The following is a 13,903-nucleotide window of genomic DNA, read 5'->3' as shown; positions in this document are numbered from 1 at the left end:
CGTGAGGCTGCTTTTTTTATTTGCACTGATGTCGTTATGCGCTCTCGCGTGCCATCAGTGTGAAGCCAAGGTCGATGCGGCGCGCCGGCACGTCGTTGCCACGGATGGTCGCCAGCAGCAGGTTGGCGGCCTCAAAACCCGTCTGGTAGCGCGGCGTGCCGACCGTGGTGACCGAAGGCTTCATCCAGGCAGAAGCCGGCAGGTCGTTGAAGCCGCAGATCGCCAGCTGCTCCGGCACCTTGATGCCGCGCCGCTGGCACTGGAAGATGGCGCCGTGCGCCAGGTCGTCGTTGCAGCAGAAGATCGCGTCCAGGCCCGGCATATTGGCCAGCATGCGGCCCAGCAGCTCAGCGCCCAGGGCGATGGTGGACGGGTCCGGGCACATCAGCTCCAGCATCGGGTCGGCCAGGCCGGCTTCCTCCATGGCCTTGCGGTAGCCATCGCCGCGCTTCAGGGTACGTTCGTCGAGCTGGGCGGCCATGTAGCCGATGCGCTTGCGGCCCTTCTCGATCAGGTAGCGCGTGATGGTGTAGCCGGCATCCTCCTGCGAGAAGCCGACCGACATTGCGCCCGGTTCCGAGGACAGGTCCATCATCGACACCACAGGCACGCGCGAAGTGGCCAGCATCTGCTGCACGCGCGGGCTGTGCGTCAGTCCGCACAGCAGGATACCGTCCGGGTTCGACTGCATATAAGTCGCCAGCAGCTTCTCTTCTTCCGCATCCGAATAGCGCGTGTTACCGATCAGGATCTGATAGTTGCACGGGTCAAGCGCATCCTGCACGCCCGCCAGCACCGCGGTGAACACCGTGTTTGCCAGCGATGGCACCAGCACCACGATGACCCTCGACTGCGCCGAGGCCAGGGCGCGTGCTGCGCGGTTCGGAACATAGCCGAGATCTTGCACCGCCTTCTCCACGCGCTCGCGCAGGACAGAGGACACCAGCTCCGGTTGATTGATGGCGCGCGACGCCGTCATGGGGGCGACGCCGGCGAGGGCGGCGACATCCGACAGGGTGACTTTGCCGAGTGCGCGGCTTTTGGTGGCAGGGTTCTTGGTAGGGAGGTTCTTGCTCATTCCCAGATTATAACTATGTTAAGCTGCACGCCTCGTAAAATGGGGAGCAGCAATGAGCCGTACCGGCCGCCTGTTCCAGCTCATGGATGCCATGCGCGGCAGCCGCCGTCCGGTGACTGCGGCCGCACTGGCGGAAAAGCTGGGTGTATCCGAACGCACGATTTACCGCGACATGCAAACCCTGGCCGAACTCGGCGCGCCGGTGGAAGGCTCGGCCGGCCTTGGCTATCTGCTGCGCAGCGGCTTCTTCCTGCCGCCGCTGATGTTCGACACGGACGAACTGGAAGCGCTGGTGCTGGGCGCGCGCTGGGTGCGCCGCCAGGGCGACCCGGCGCTGGCGCAAGCCGCAGCCAACGCGCTGGCCAAGATCGCCACCGCCACGCCGAAAGACCTGCGCGACGACATGGCCGACACCAGCCTGTGGGTGCCGCTGATGCGCGACACGCCGGAGCACGATGAATTCGTGCAGCCCGCGCGCGAAGCAATCCGTCGCCATCACAAGATGCGCATCCAATACAAGGACGAAAACGGTGCTTCGTCCGAGCGCACGGTGTGGCCATTTGCGCTGGCTTTTTTCGAAGGACGCCGCATCCTTGCCGCCTGGTGCGAGATGCGCAAGGCCAACCGCCACTTCCGCATCGACCGCATCGCGCACGCCGAAGCACTTGCAGAACGCTACCCTGCACCGCGCCACGAATTGCTCAAAGTCTGGCGCGAAGAAAACGCGATTAAGGACGACTCCTGACAGGAACTGTCAGGGGACCTTGGTTACGATAGGCGCATTCGATCAAACCACCAAGGAGATTAGCGATGCGCCTCTATCACAACCCACTGTCCTCCAACGCCCGCCGTGTATTGCTGGCGGCTAGCCAGCTCGGCATCAAGCTGGAGGAAGTCTTCATCGACCTGGCCAGCGAAGCCGACCGCAAGCGCCTGAGCGAGGTGAACATCTGCGGCAAAGTGCCGGTGCTGGAAGACGATGGCTTCCTGCTGTGGGAATCCTGCGCCATCATGCAGTACCTGGCTGACAAGGCCGGCGCCAACGACGTCTATCCGCGCGACCTGAAAGAGCGCGCCGACGTCAACCGCTGGATGTTCTTCGCCGCCCAGCACTTTGCACCGGCGATTGGCATCCTGACCTGGGAGTACCTGTGGAAGAAGTTCGTCACCGGCCAGGACCCTGATCCGGTCGAGATCAAGAAAGGCGAAACCTTCGTGCACCAGCACGCGGCAGTGCTCGACAAGCACCTGGCCACACGCCAGTGGCTGAGCGGCGGCAAGCTCACGCTGGCCGACTTCGCCGTTGCAGCGCCCATGATGTATGTGAGCCGCGCCAAAATTCCAGTCGAGCAATACCAGCATTTGCTGGCCTGGTTCGAACGGGTGCAGCAACTGCCTGCATGGCAGCAGACCGAGACCCCATGGCCTTTTTAAGGCTTGTGTGAGTTGACGCACAGAGTGCGGCCAGTCCCGAACATAAGATGGAACCGTCTCTTTCAGGACATCCCTAGTTTTGGACTTGGCCCACTCTTTGGAGTGGGCATTTTTTTCTGAGAGAGACCTCATGCAGAACCTCCCCGTACTGAATTCCACCATCGCTTATCGCGAGCTCGGCAAACGCAGCCAGCACGCCGTGATCTTCTTGCACGGCAACCCGACGCACTCCTTCATCTGGCGCGACATCATGCCGCACGTGGCCGTCAAAGCCTGGTGCCTGGCGCCCGACCTGATCGGCTTCGGCGCTTCCGGCAAGCCCGATATCGCCTACACCTTCCTCGAACACGCGGCCTACCTCGAGGCCTTCCTGCAGCAGATGGAGATCGAGGAGTTCACGCTGGTCGGCCAGGACTGGGGCGGCGCGCTGGCCATCCACCTGGCGGCGCGCTACCCGGCCAAGGTACGCGGCGTGGCCCTGATGGAGTTCGTGCGTCCCAGCCCGACATGGGAAGACTTCCACCCGCTCGAACAGGCGCGCGAGCGCTTCAAGCTGATGCGCGCACCGGGCAGCGGCGAAGAGTTCGTGCTGCAGCAGAACCTCTTCATCGAGCAGATGCTGCCGAAAGGCGCGCTGCGCCCGCTGACGGCGGAAGAGATGGATGCCTACCGCGCGCCATTCCCGACGCCCGCATCGCGCAAGCCGATGCTGGCTTTCCCGCGCATGATGCCGATTGCCGGGGAGCCGGCCGATGTGTACCAGCTGATCGAACGCAACGAAGCAATCATGGCCACGGCTCAATATCCGAAGCTGATCCTGTTCAGCCCGAACGGCGTGCTGACGCCACGTCCGGTCGCCGAGCGCTACGCCGAGAAGTTTGCAAACTGCAAGCTGGTTGAACTCGGCGAAGGCACGCACAACATCCAGGAAGACCACCCCGAAGCCATCGGCCGCGCCATCGCCGCGTGGCTGCCTTGATGAAAGTCGGGGTCAGGTCTGGCAATCCGCCAAAATGGCGGATTGCCAGACCTGACCCCGACTTTCAAACCGGGAGCAATGTAAGGTTCCAACAGTTCGCGCGCACGGGTTCATCCGTGCTTGCCCTTGCCTGGCAGACTCGATAGCATGGCAAGCATCAGACAAGGGGACAGGTATGCGAACATCTGCACTTCCCACGCCAGAACAAGTCGACCGCTGGCAAGCCACGCGTCAAAAGGCCTTCAAGGCTGTACCGGAGGGCGGGCGCACCATCACTTATCTTGGCAAGAAATTCCACGTCTATCCGAATACTTTCTGGCCCTTCCTCGATAGCCAGCCGCTGGTGCGCAATTTCCGCATCAAGCCGGGGGAGAGCGTACTCGATGTGGGCACCGGCTCGGGCGTGATTGCGATCTTCGCCTGCTACCAGGGCGCGTCGCGCGTGCTGGCGCTGGACGTCAATCCGGCTGCCATCCGAAGCGCGCGCCACAACCTGAAGGCGCACGGATTCGAGGGGGTGATGGAGGTGCGCCGTTCCGACCTGTTCGAGAATGTGGGCGATGAACAGTTCGACGTCATCACCGCCAACCTGCCGTTCCGCGACAAGCCGGCGCCCGACGTGGTGGCGCGCTCGCAGTGGGATACCGATTTCCGCACCAATACCCAGTTCTTCGAACAGGCGGCGCGCTACCTGAAGCCGGGCGGGCGCATCTACTTCGCGCACTCGAATTTCGGCGCGGTGGACGAGGTGCGGCGGCTGGCGAAACAGGCCGGCTTCAGCATCCGGCTGATGGCGCGCAGCGCGGCCGAACGCGACCAGGAGCGCCAGTTCTTTGCTTTCCTGATCAAGCCGGTGGCAAGGCATGGACGGGCTGATTGACACCATCCGCCAGTTGCGGGCAGTGCCGCATGCGCCTTGGCGTGCGCAGGTAAGGCGTGTCGCCGTCATCCTCACCAGTTCGCGTTCCGGGTCGACGCTGTTCAAGGCGGTGCTGGCGCGCCATCCCGGCATCGCCAGCCTTGACGGCGAAGCGGAGCCCTTCCTTGCCTTGAGCGGCGACGGCTTCGGCTACGATCCAGCATGCACCAGCGATGCCATCGCACGCCTGCGCAATCCCGATGCGCTGGCCGACGAGATCTTCGACAGCCTGACCGTGCCCGAAGGCGGCATGGCGCCGTTGCCGGAGTTGAAAGCGCGCTGGCGCAAGCGCCTGCTGCTGCAGTTCCCTGCGCTGTTCGCGCAACCGCTGGCCTTTGCCCAGATGGAGCGTGCCCTCGACGAGGCGCTGCTGCCCAGCCAGGGCGCCGACGCGCCCGGCGAGCACGAATTGCAGCATGCCGTGCTGGGCGCCGTGTTCTGGCGCGAACCGTGGCGGCGCGATTACTACGACGGCGGTCGCGGACCGGGCGAACGGCGGCCATTCAACGAGGCCGCCAAGATCGAAGAGCCGCCCTTTGTTTCGCCCGCCATGCGTGCCCGGCATTTCACCGAAGATGATGCCGCCAGCAAGGTATTGCTGTTCAAGACCCCTTCCGACGCTTATCGCCACGGCTTCTATGAACAACTGTTCCCGCATGCGCAGGTGCGCTATGTGCACCTGGTCCGCAGCGTTGCCGCCTGCGTCAACGGCTTGATCGACGGCTGGCTGTCGCCGCTCGGCTTCCATGCGCACGACATGCAAAAGCACGGCGTGACGCTGGCCATCCACGGCTATTCCGAACAGTGCGAGGGCGGCCAGCGCTGGTGGAAATTCGACCTGCCGCCGAACTGGCGCAGTTTTATCAATGCGCCGCTGGAGGAGGTGTGCCTGAACCAGTGGCTGTCCTGCCACCGCCATATTGTCGATAGCGGCGTGGCGGCGCTGCCGGTGCGCTTCGAATCCTTCCTGTACGACCCTGCGGGCGTGCTGGAGCGGACTTGCGAATGGCTTGGCCTGCCTCCGATGCCGCAGCCGCCCGAGCTGCCGGTGACGATGGCGACCGAAGCCCCCGCGCCCGGCCGCTGGCGCAAGCGCAGCAGCCAGTTGCTGCCTTTGGCGCGGCGCGCGGAAGTGGCCGACATGATGCACGCGCTGGGCTACGGCGCGGCGCCGGAGCAGTGGCAATGATCCGCCGCCTGCTGGTGCCTTACTTGATGGGCAAGCGGCGCGACGGCCTGCAGCGCGTGCAGTTGCTCGACTCGCAGCCCTGGGCCGTGCTGCAGTCGCCGCAATCGACGGCCACCGAACTGGTGGACAAGGATGAACAGATGCGCAGCATGGGCCGCGTGTATGCCGTGCTGGCCGAACAGGTCGCCGCGGCGGCCGCGGCCGGCGACCTGCCGGTCAGCATTTCCGGCGACTGCGTCTCGACCATGGGCGTGATGGCAGGCTTGCAGCGTGTCGGCCGCGAACCGCAACGCATGCTGTGGCTGGACGCGCACGGCGACTTCCACACCTGGGCCACCACGCACACCCAATACCTGGGCGGCATGCCGCTGGCCATGCTGGTCGGCCGCCAGGACCGGCGCCAGAACCGTCGCGACAGCATCACCGCGTTGCGCGAAGCGGTGGGCATGCGTCCCTACCCGGAAGAGCTGGTGCTGCTGTCCGATGCGCGCGACCTTGACCCTGGCGAAGACGTGGCATTGGAGCGATCGGCGATCGTGCGTTGCACCCTGGACCAGGTGCTGGGCAAGCTGTCGACGCACGAGACCCTCTACGTGCATTTCGATACCGACGTGCTGGACGAAGCCCAGCGCATGCCAGCGCTCAAATACCATGTACCGGCGGGACCGCGCGTGGAAGAGATGGCGGAGCTGTTCCGCAGCCTGCGCGACTACCCCTTGGTGGCCGTGTCGGTATCGGCCTGGCACGCGGAACTGGACGCGGGCGACCAGGCTGCCCGCATCTGCCTGGAGCTGCTGGACGAGCTGCTGCCCGGCGCGCGCAGCACGCCGCGCGAGCGCAACCCGGCCAGTACCAGCTCGACGCAATCGGCCAGGGGCGCGCGCGCGGTATCGAGCGACAGTTCGGGCGCCAGCGGCGCTTCGTAAGGGGCGGACACGCCGGTGAACTGTTTCACCTCTCCGGCTCGTGCGCGGCGGTACAGTCCTTTGACATCGCGCTGTTCGCAGACTTCCAGCGGGCATTTGCACCATGCTTCGATGAAGTCGTCTCCGGCCTGCATGGCGCGCACGCGGGCGCGGTCGGCGCGCAGCGGCGAAATGAAGGCCGCCAGCACGATGATGCCGGATTCGGCGAACAGGCGGGCGGTTTCGCCGGCTCGGCGCAGGTTCTCGCTGCGGTCTTCGGGAGAAAAGCCAAGGTCGGCGCACAAGCCCTGGCGCAGGCTGTCGCCATCCAGCAGCACGACCTGGCAGCCGGCATGGAACAGGCGCTGTTCGACGGCGCGGGCCAGTGTTGTCTTGCCGGCGCCGGACAGGCCGGTGAACCAGACTACCGCGCCGCGATGGCCATGCATTTCTTCGCGCTCGCGGCGCGATATGATCAAGGAGTCCATGATGCGACTATATACGCGATGCAGGAGGGCAGCATGCGCACCGTGCTGATCGTAGGTGCAGGCTTTTCCGGTGTAGCGTGCGCGATACAGATGCTGCGCCTCGCGGGACGCCAGCCTTTGCGCCTGCTGTTGTTGAACCGCAGCGGACGGCTGGCGCGCGGCATGGCATACGGGACGCAAAGCCAGCAGCATTTGCTCAACGTGGTGGCGGCAAAAATGAGCGTGCTGCCCGATGATCCGGAACACTTCCTGCGCTATGCGGCGCTGCGCGACAGCCGCGTGACCGGGAGTTCCTACGTCGCCCGCAGCGTGTACGGCGACTATCTGGAATGGGCACTGCGCCAGGCGCAAGACCAGGCGCCACGCCACGCCAGCCTCGATTGCATCAGCGGCAGCGTATGCCGCTTGCAAACCGAAACTGGCGGCAGGCTGGAAGCGATGCTGGAAGACGGCCGCCGGATCGAGGCGGACCGGGTGGTGCTGGCCTTCGGACACCTTCCCGCGCCACCGCCGGAAATGGCGCACGGCACGCTGGCCGACAGTGCGCATTACGTGCCGGATCCATGGCGCGCAGACCTGTTGTCCACCGTTGGCGTTCACGACCCGGTGCTGCTGCTGGGCAGCGGCCTGACGGCGGTCGATATCGCGCTGCAGCTCCTGCGCCGCAATCCCTCGCAGTGCGTGCATGCGCTGTCGCGCCATGGCCTGCTGCCGCAGCCCAGCAAGCCGCCTTGCGGCCACCTGGCAGGCAGCCCGCTGCTGCGCGACGAAGCGCCAACCGTTCGCGCGGCCTTGCACGCTTTCATGCGGCAGGTGGAGCGCCTTGAAGCGGCGGGCCTGGACTGGCACGATGCGCTGGCAGCCTTGCGCCACCAGTCCGCGGGCATCTGGCAAGCCTGGCCCGCGGTCGAGCGGCGCCGCTTCCTGCGCCATGTGCGGCCGTATTGGGACGTGCACCGGCACCAGTTGCCGCCAATGGTGCAGCAGGAGTTGGCGGCGGCGCTGGAGCGCTGCGCGCTGCGCGTGTCGGCTGGACGCATCATGGGCATCCGCGACGAGGCGGAACTGGCGGTCCTGGCGGTGCAGCCGCGCGGCAGCGAAGCAGTCGTCGAACTGCGCGCCGCCCGCATCATCAACTGTACCGGCAGCTGCGCCAGCCCGCGCCGCGCATCGATGCCTCTGGTGCGACAGCTCCTGGCCGATGGCCTGATGCAGGCCGACGCGCTGGGACTCGGCGTGGAAACCGGCGCCGGCTGCACCGTGCTTGGCGCAGACGGCAAACCGACGCCAGGCCTGTATTACATCGGCCCCTGGCTGCGGGCCGGCTACTGGGAGGCGACTGCGGTGCCTGAACTGCGTCAATTCGCCGCCACGATCGCCCGCGCCTGCATGTAAAATTGGCAATCCTCAACAGTGTTGGAGAACGACGATGCGCGCGGTTTTGCTGATTGCTGGTTTATTGCTGTCTGGCGCCGTGTTTGCGCAAGATGCACCGTCAGGCGATTCCGCCAAAACCGCCGCCAGCGAATGGCTGGCGCTGACCGATGCCGGCAGCTACGGTGCGAGCTGGGACAAGGCAGCCCCGGCATTCAAAGGCGCGATCAGCAAGCCGGGCTGGGAGCAGGCGCTGCGCAATGTGCGCATGCCCTTGGGAACAGTAAAGTCGCGCCGCCTGGCCAGTGCCCAGTTCACGCACAGCTTGCCGGGCGCCCCGGCAGGCGACTACTTCGTCCTGCAGTTCGCCACCCAATTCGAGAACAAGGCCAGCGCCGTGGAAACCGTGACCCCGATGAAAGGGCCGGACGGCAACTGGCGCGTCTCCGGTTACTTTATAAAATAAATGGGGACGTACCCCTTTTAAAGGGCACGTCTCAGTGAAGCAGGGCGGAGGTAAGGGATTTCACTTCTTCCGCCGACTCTTCCATGATGCTGGCCAGCGTGCCGTCGCCGACGGCGAAGTCGATGGTGCTGGCGGCTGCCACCGAGGTTGCACCCGGGCGGGCGTGCAGCGGCGAGGCGATCGGGGACAAGTCGTTGGCCAACAGCAGCGTGTCGCCCAGGTTTTCGGGTGGCAGGGCGCGCATGCCTTCCCACATGGCTTCCACGGCCTTCATCACGTTCTCGGGAATCATCAGCTTTTGCAGGACGCCGCGGCCGATCGGCACTTCGCCGTAGGTGGTCCATTCTTCCGGATCGCCTTCCATCGCTTCCGGATAGGCTTCGGCTTGCGACAGCATGTAGAAGCCGCCCACCTCGTGCACGATGCCGGCAAACATGGCGGTATCGGGATCGACGTGGGACACGCGCCGCGCAATCACCTGCGCCAGCGCCGCCACGTGGGCGGTGTGCTCCCACAGCTGGTTGGCCTTGGCCTTGAGCAGGGGATTGCGGATCTTGGTGCCGAGCTGGCGCACGATCACCGAGGTTACCAGCGACTGCAGGGTGCGCACCCCAAGGCGCTGCACAGCCGTCTTCACGCTGGAAATCTCCATGCCGGAGCGGTTGTAGGCCACCGAGTTGGCAATGGCCACCGTGCGGGCCGCCAGCAGCGGGTCGGCCTGCACCAGCTTGGCTGCCAGGTCGATATGGCAATTGTCATCGTTCAGCGCGCGCTGAAGCTTGATCGACGCGTCGATATTGGTGGGGAATGTAAGCTCACCGCGGCCGGCTTGGGCTGCAATTGCTTTGAAGGCTTCCAGTCTGTCCATGCGAAAATTATATGCAGAAATTGCCCTTTGGAACTAGGACAGGGTGGTTATTTTGATGAAAAAACCGGCTATACGCCCAGCTTAGCCTTCGCCGAAGATGGCGTCGCACCCTTCCACGGTGCCTTCGACATCCCCCAGTTCGTCGACCAGTTCCAGGTCTTCGAGTTCTTCCACTGCATTGGTAAAGCTGTTGTGCTTGGTGGCGCCGATCAGGCGGTAGATCTCGCCGTCTTCATTGCGGATGCCAATCAGTAGTTTTTCCTTGCGCACCAGGTCGGCACTGGTGTTTTCCAGCAGCAGGTTGCCGGTGATTTGCTTGTCGAATTTGGCTGGCTTGATGCCGTCCAGCAGGGTGGTCTTTAACATTCTTCTCGTTCTTTATAGTGGTGTACCGGCACTGATTGTGGCCTTCAGCCCGGCCAGGGTGCGTTCCAGGGCGTCATAATCGGCGTCGCTATAGTCCGAAAACAACTGTACGCCTTTAGCGACGATAACAGGAAACACTTCGGCAAAGAGCTGCTCGCCCGCCGGGGTCAGGCGCACGAAAAAGGAGCGCTTGTCGTCGGCATTGCGTTCCCGTTCGACCAGGCCCTTCTGTTCCAGGCGTTCGATGACGCCGGTCAGGGTGCCCTTGGTGATCAGGGTGCGTTCGCCCAGCTCCTTGTAGCTCATGCCTGGGGTGTTGCCCAGTGTGGCAATGATATCGAATTGCGCGTGGGTGAGGCCAAGTTGGCGAACGTGTTCGCCGGACCACCTCTCAAACCCTTGCATGCATTCGGCCAGCAGCCGGATGCTTTTCAAATATCGTTCGCCCATGACACCGGATTATAGCGCCCGCCAGCCTCGGCCTCCATCGGTTACTATATGCAAACTCATAACAAGATGTACTAAACGCCATGCCCCTGCACGCACGCGGTATCCTTGCCCTGCTGGTGGTGACCATTGTCTGGGGCACCACCTTCCCGGCCATGAAGGATATGACCGACAACCTGTCGGCCAACTGGATCGTGTTGTCGCGCTTCGCGATTGCCGGTGTGCTGTTGTCCCCCTTCCTGCTGCGCGCCAAATGGCGTGACCTGCACTATGGCTTCCTGGCCGGCGTGCTGCTGTTCTTCTGTTACCTGACCCAGGTCGAAGGCCTGAGCCTGACTTCTTCCAACCGCAACGCCTTCATTTGCGGCCTGAACGTGCTGGTGGTGCCGCTGCTGGGTATTGCCATGGGCAAGTGGCCGGACAAGCGCATCGTGCTGGCCCTGGTCCTGGCGGTGGGCGGCCTGTTCGCCCTCTGCTGGGAGGGCAGCTTCAGCTGGAGCCGCGGCGACTCGCTGGCACTGGCGGCGGCCTTCCTGTTCGGCCTCTACATCAAGGTCATGGAGCAGTTCTCGCGCAAGGTGGACCGCCTGATGACGCTCACCGTGGCCCAGATCTGGACCGTGGCCCTGTTTGCCGGGCTGTGGATACTGCTGCGTGAAGTGCCGCGCGGGGTGATCGACGTGCCGCATGATGCGCAGGACTACTACACCTACATCTGGCAAGGCCTGGCGACCTATAAATGGAACCTGGCCTATCTTGGCGTGATCGCCACGGCGGCCATCATTTCCCTGCAAACGTGGGGGCAGAGCCACGCCACCGCCAACGAGGCAGCAGTGATCTATGCCTTCGAACCCGCCAGCGCTGCCATCTTCGGCTACTTCTGGCTGAGCGAGACGATGGGCGTGATGCAGCTGCTGGGGGCGGTACTGTTGATCTCCGGTATGATTGTCAGCCAATGGAATACCCCTGAGCGCCCGGCGTCGGCGCTTGTCCCTGAATAGAAGATGTCATTTGCCCAACTTAGTCGCCTGACCCGGGAGCAGCCGCTGCGCATGCTGCTGGTGAATGCAGGCGAACCGGACAGCCTGGCCTGGTCCGGATTGGCGCAGCCCTTGCGGCTGGCCCAGCGCCTTCTGAAGGGCGGCTTCCAGCTCGACGTGATGACGCCGTCCCAGCTGGCCGCTGCATCCGGCCTGGCCGGCGACTGGCAACTGGCCCTGCTGGTCGCGGACGAGGGGGCGGCTCGCCCGGCCGATGCCGAACTGCGCGCGGTGATCGAGTGTTGCCGCGAGGCGGAATATTGGGGCGGGGTCGGCGCCGGCGTGTTGTGGCTGGCCCAGACTGGAGCGGCGGGCGGCGCACGCATTGCCCTGCCATGGGCGCTATATGCGGAAACCGAGGATGTCACCGAGCGCGCCATACTTACACCGAACTTGTTCGAGATCGATGGGCGGCTGATTTCCTGCTGCGGCGGGGCGGCTTCGCTCGACTTTTCCCTGACCCTGATCGAGGCGCTGTTCGGCGCCAATGTGCAGGCCGAGATCAAGGAAGCCTTATGCATCGACCGCGTGCGTTCGTCGGAAGAGCGGCAGCGGGTGGCCCTGCAGGCGCGTTTCGGGGCCCTGCAGCCCAAGCTGTCGGAGGCGGTGACCCTGATGGAGGCGAATATCGAAGAGCCGCTGTCGACAGACGATATCGCCGGTCTGGTGGGCTTGTCGCGGCGCCAGCTTGAGCGTTTGTTCAAGCAGTACCTGGGCTCGCTGCCCTCGCGCTACTACTTGGAGCTGCGCCTGCAACGGGCACGGCAATTACTTTTAGAAACAAATCATTCCATAGTGCAGGTCGGCCTGATGTGCGGATTCTCGTCGGGGTCGCACTTTTCGACCGCTTTTGGCACCTTATTTGGCAACACGCCACGCGAAGAGCGACAGCGCAAATTGCAAGGTTAAAGTCGGGGTCAGGTCTGGCAATCCGCCACTTTTTCCGCATTGCGGAAAAAGTGGCGGATTGCCAGACCTGACCCCGACTTTCAAGCTGCTTGGACAATTTTGAAAATCCTTGTCGCAGATTCAAAAGAGTTTTAGCATCCCCGCTTTTACAATGCAGTACACCTTACCATTGATGGGGATTTGCCATGAACGCCAAGCTTGACTCGACTGTTACCACCCGCCCTGTAACCCGCGCCACTTTTGACGAGGTAATCGTCCCGACTTACGCACCTGCCCAGATGGTGCCAGTGCGAGCAGCGGGCCTGGACCTGTGGGACCAGAACGGCAAGCATTACCTGGACTTCACCTCCGGCATCGCCGTCGCCTCCCTGGGCCACTGCAACCCGGTCGTGGTGGAAGCCCTGACCCGCCAAGCCAACACCCTGTGGCACCTGGGCAATGGCTACACCAATGAGCCGGTGCTGCGCCTGGCCCTGGCCCTGACCGAAGCCACCTTCGCCGACCGCGCCTTCTTCTGCAACTCCGGCGCCGAAGCCAACGAAGCGGCCCTGAAGCTGGCCCGTAAAGTTGCCCACGCCAAGTTCGGCGACAAGAAGCCGCGCATCGTGTCCTGCCTGAACTCCTTCCACGGCCGTACCCTGTTTACCGTGTCCGTCGGCGGCCAGGCCAAGTACACCGAAGGTTTCGAGCCGCTGCCGCCATCGATCGACCACATCCCTTACAACGATATCGAAGCGGCCAAGGCTGCCATCGGCGACGACGTGTGCGCCGTGATCGTTGAGCCGGTGCAGGGCGAGGGCGGCGTGATGCCGGGCAATCCAGAATACCTGAAGACCCTGCGCGAGCTGTGCGACAAGCACAACGCCGTGCTGATCTTCGACGAAGTGCAGTGCGGCATGGGCCGTACCGGTTCCCTGTTCGCTTACCAGGGCTACGGCGTTACCCCGGACATCCTGACCTCGGCCAAGGCGCTGGGCAACGGCTACCCGATCGGCGCCATGCTGACCACCGACGAACTGGCCAAGCACCTGGCAGTGGGCACCCACGGCACTACCTACGGCGGCAACCCGCTGGCTGCCACCGTGGCGCTGACCGTGCTGGAAACCATCAACCAGCCAGCCTTCCTGGCCCGCGTGAAAGAGGCTTCCGAGAAGCTGATCGGCAAGCTGGAAGGCCTGGTGCGCGATTTCCCTCAGGTGTTCTCCGCCGTGCGCGGCGCCGGGCTGCTGCTGGGCCTGGTTGTGGCCGAGCCGTTCAAGGGCCGTTCCAAGGATATCCAGCGTGCTGCTGAAGCACAGGGCCTGATGATCCTGATCGCCGGTACCGACGTGGTGCGTCTGGCCCCGGCGCTGGTGGTGTCGGATGCGCAGATCGATGAGGCAGATCGCATTATTCGCCTGGCGGTTGCTGAGCTGACCAAGGCCTGAAACCGGTAACCCGG

Annotated in this window: 15 protein-coding genes and 1 pseudogene; 11 read left to right on the top strand and 5 right to left on the bottom strand. The window is 64.0% G+C overall.

The features are described 5' to 3' along the window. Nucleotides 1-34: 34 nt before the first annotated feature. A complete protein-coding gene (locus ACN9MU_RS30790; RefSeq protein WP_426165949.1) occupies nt 35-1,078 on the bottom strand; it encodes a LacI family DNA-binding transcriptional regulator in 1,044 nt (347 codons plus the stop codon). Nucleotides 1,079-1,130: 52 nt separating this feature from the next. On the opposite strand from ACN9MU_RS30790, the gene ACN9MU_RS30785 reads away from it, so the two are divergent. The 6 genes from ACN9MU_RS30785 to ACN9MU_RS30760 all read left to right on the top strand — a co-directional run bounded on the left by ACN9MU_RS30785 (nt 1,131) and on the right by ACN9MU_RS30760 (nt 6,525). Further along, entirely contained in the window at nt 1,131-1,823 is a 693-nt protein-coding gene (locus tag ACN9MU_RS30785; protein ID WP_426319587.1) for a helix-turn-helix transcriptional regulator, read from the top strand. Nucleotides 1,824-1,888: 65 nt separating this feature from the next. Then, nucleotides 1,889-2,512, top strand: coding sequence for a glutathione S-transferase family protein (locus ACN9MU_RS30780; protein ID WP_426165944.1), 624 nt, complete (start codon nt 1,889-1,891; stop codon nt 2,510-2,512). Nucleotides 2,513-2,642: 130 nt separating this feature from the next. After that, nucleotides 2,643-3,491 carry a haloalkane dehalogenase gene (locus ACN9MU_RS30775; protein ID WP_426343897.1) on the top strand — a complete coding sequence of 283 codons (849 nt, stop codon included), beginning with the start codon at nt 2,643-2,645 and terminating at the stop codon, nt 3,489-3,491. A gap of 175 nt (nt 3,492-3,666) precedes the next feature. Next, nucleotides 3,667-4,371: a methyltransferase gene (locus ACN9MU_RS30770; RefSeq protein ID WP_426336591.1), complete on the top strand. Its 705-nt coding sequence runs from the start codon at nt 3,667-3,669 to the stop codon at nt 4,369-4,371. Beyond that, the gene (locus tag ACN9MU_RS30765) at nt 4,355-5,599 is read left to right on the top strand and encodes a hypothetical protein (RefSeq protein ID WP_426343896.1); all 1,245 of its coding nucleotides are present in this window, start codon (nt 4,355-4,357) and stop codon (nt 5,597-5,599) included. The genes ACN9MU_RS30770 and ACN9MU_RS30765 overlap by 17 nt, the downstream gene beginning before the upstream one ends. Then, entirely contained in the window at nt 5,596-6,525 is a 930-nt protein-coding gene (locus ACN9MU_RS30760; protein WP_426336589.1) for an arginase family protein, read from the top strand. Before ACN9MU_RS30765 ends, ACN9MU_RS30760 begins: the two co-directional genes overlap by 4 nt. On the opposite strand, the pseudogene cysC reads toward ACN9MU_RS30760, so the two are convergent. After that, nucleotides 6,477-6,953: pseudogene (gene cysC / locus ACN9MU_RS30755) on the bottom strand (adenylyl-sulfate kinase); the annotation flags it as partial. The gene ACN9MU_RS30760 and the pseudogene cysC sit on opposite strands and share 49 nt — an antisense overlap. A 72-nt stretch (nt 6,954-7,025) precedes the next feature. Here cysC and ACN9MU_RS30750 point away from each other — a divergent pair. Both ACN9MU_RS30750 and ACN9MU_RS30745 read left to right on the top strand, forming a co-directional pair. Then, nucleotides 7,026-8,387 (top strand): FAD/NAD(P)-binding protein, encoded by a 1,362-nt coding sequence (locus tag ACN9MU_RS30750; protein WP_426343895.1) that lies wholly within the window; start codon nt 7,026-7,028, stop codon nt 8,385-8,387. A gap of 34 nt (nt 8,388-8,421) precedes the next feature. After that, on the top strand, nt 8,422-8,832 hold the full coding sequence (locus ACN9MU_RS30745) for a DUF4019 domain-containing protein (protein ID WP_426165928.1): 411 nt from the start codon (nt 8,422-8,424) through the stop codon (nt 8,830-8,832). Between the two features lie 31 nt (nt 8,833-8,863). Here the strand turns inward: ACN9MU_RS30745 and ACN9MU_RS30740 are convergent, their stop codons facing one another. The 3 genes from ACN9MU_RS30740 to ACN9MU_RS30730 all read right to left on the bottom strand — a co-directional run bounded on the left by ACN9MU_RS30740 (nt 8,864) and on the right by ACN9MU_RS30730 (nt 10,516). Then, complete coding sequence (locus tag ACN9MU_RS30740) at nt 8,864-9,700, bottom strand: HDOD domain-containing protein (RefSeq protein ID WP_426165925.1); 837 nt, start codon at nt 9,698-9,700, stop codon at nt 8,864-8,866. Nucleotides 9,701-9,781: 81 nt separating this feature from the next. Next, entirely contained in the window at nt 9,782-10,066 is a 285-nt protein-coding gene (locus tag ACN9MU_RS30735) for a hypothetical protein (protein ID WP_130309964.1), read from the bottom strand. A 12-nt stretch (nt 10,067-10,078) separates the two neighbouring features. Then, entirely contained in the window at nt 10,079-10,516 is a 438-nt protein-coding gene (locus ACN9MU_RS30730) for a MarR family winged helix-turn-helix transcriptional regulator (RefSeq protein ID WP_426165921.1), read from the bottom strand. 80 nt (nt 10,517-10,596) lie between these two features. On the opposite strand from ACN9MU_RS30730, the gene ACN9MU_RS30725 reads away from it, so the two are divergent. The 3 genes from ACN9MU_RS30725 to ACN9MU_RS30715 all read left to right on the top strand — a co-directional run bounded on the left by ACN9MU_RS30725 (nt 10,597) and on the right by ACN9MU_RS30715 (nt 13,889). Continuing rightward, complete coding sequence (locus ACN9MU_RS30725; protein ID WP_426336586.1) at nt 10,597-11,514, top strand: DMT family transporter; 918 nt, start codon at nt 10,597-10,599, stop codon at nt 11,512-11,514. Between the two features lie 3 nt (nt 11,515-11,517). Beyond that, nucleotides 11,518-12,462, top strand: coding sequence for a GlxA family transcriptional regulator (locus tag ACN9MU_RS30720; RefSeq protein WP_426165916.1), 945 nt, complete (start codon nt 11,518-11,520; stop codon nt 12,460-12,462). Between the two features lie 185 nt (nt 12,463-12,647). After that, nucleotides 12,648-13,889 carry an acetylornithine/succinyldiaminopimelate transaminase gene (locus ACN9MU_RS30715; RefSeq protein WP_426165914.1) on the top strand — a complete coding sequence of 414 codons (1,242 nt, stop codon included), beginning with the start codon at nt 12,648-12,650 and terminating at the stop codon, nt 13,887-13,889. Nucleotides 13,890-13,903 lie beyond the last annotated feature (14 nt).

The sequence above is a fragment of the Pseudoduganella sp. R-32 genome (assembly GCF_049913245.1).
GTDB lineage: Bacteria > Pseudomonadota > Gammaproteobacteria > Burkholderiales > Burkholderiaceae_D > Rugamonas.
Note: the sequence above shows the minus strand (reverse complement) of the source record. Positions and strands in the feature narration are given on the sequence as shown.

Excerpts from the sequence above, each read along its gene's own strand:
- ACN9MU_RS30790 (WP_426165949.1), bottom strand. The coding sequence starts at position 1,078 with ATGAGCAAGAACCTCCCTACCAAGAACCCTGCCACCAAAAGCCGCGCA.
- ACN9MU_RS30785 (WP_426319587.1), top strand. The coding sequence starts at position 1,131 with ATGAGCCGTACCGGCCGCCTGTTCCAGCTCATGGATGCCATGCGCGGC.
- ACN9MU_RS30780 (WP_426165944.1), top strand. The coding sequence starts at position 1,889 with ATGCGCCTCTATCACAACCCACTGTCCTCCAACGCCCGCCGTGTATTG.
- ACN9MU_RS30775 (WP_426343897.1), top strand. The coding sequence starts at position 2,643 with ATGCAGAACCTCCCCGTACTGAATTCCACCATCGCTTATCGCGAGCTC.
- ACN9MU_RS30770 (WP_426336591.1), top strand. The coding sequence starts at position 3,667 with ATGCGAACATCTGCACTTCCCACGCCAGAACAAGTCGACCGCTGGCAA.
- ACN9MU_RS30765 (WP_426343896.1), top strand. The coding sequence starts at position 4,355 with ATGGACGGGCTGATTGACACCATCCGCCAGTTGCGGGCAGTGCCGCAT.
- ACN9MU_RS30760 (WP_426336589.1), top strand. The coding sequence starts at position 5,596 with ATGATCCGCCGCCTGCTGGTGCCTTACTTGATGGGCAAGCGGCGCGAC.
- ACN9MU_RS30750 (WP_426343895.1), top strand. The coding sequence starts at position 7,026 with ATGCGCACCGTGCTGATCGTAGGTGCAGGCTTTTCCGGTGTAGCGTGC.
- ACN9MU_RS30745 (WP_426165928.1), top strand. The coding sequence starts at position 8,422 with ATGCGCGCGGTTTTGCTGATTGCTGGTTTATTGCTGTCTGGCGCCGTG.
- ACN9MU_RS30740 (WP_426165925.1), bottom strand. The coding sequence starts at position 9,700 with ATGGACAGACTGGAAGCCTTCAAAGCAATTGCAGCCCAAGCCGGCCGC.
- ACN9MU_RS30735 (WP_130309964.1), bottom strand. The coding sequence starts at position 10,066 with ATGTTAAAGACCACCCTGCTGGACGGCATCAAGCCAGCCAAATTCGAC.
- ACN9MU_RS30730 (WP_426165921.1), bottom strand. The coding sequence starts at position 10,516 with ATGGGCGAACGATATTTGAAAAGCATCCGGCTGCTGGCCGAATGCATG.
- ACN9MU_RS30725 (WP_426336586.1), top strand. The coding sequence starts at position 10,597 with ATGCCCCTGCACGCACGCGGTATCCTTGCCCTGCTGGTGGTGACCATT.
- ACN9MU_RS30720 (WP_426165916.1), top strand. The coding sequence starts at position 11,518 with ATGTCATTTGCCCAACTTAGTCGCCTGACCCGGGAGCAGCCGCTGCGC.
- ACN9MU_RS30715 (WP_426165914.1), top strand. The coding sequence starts at position 12,648 with ATGAACGCCAAGCTTGACTCGACTGTTACCACCCGCCCTGTAACCCGC.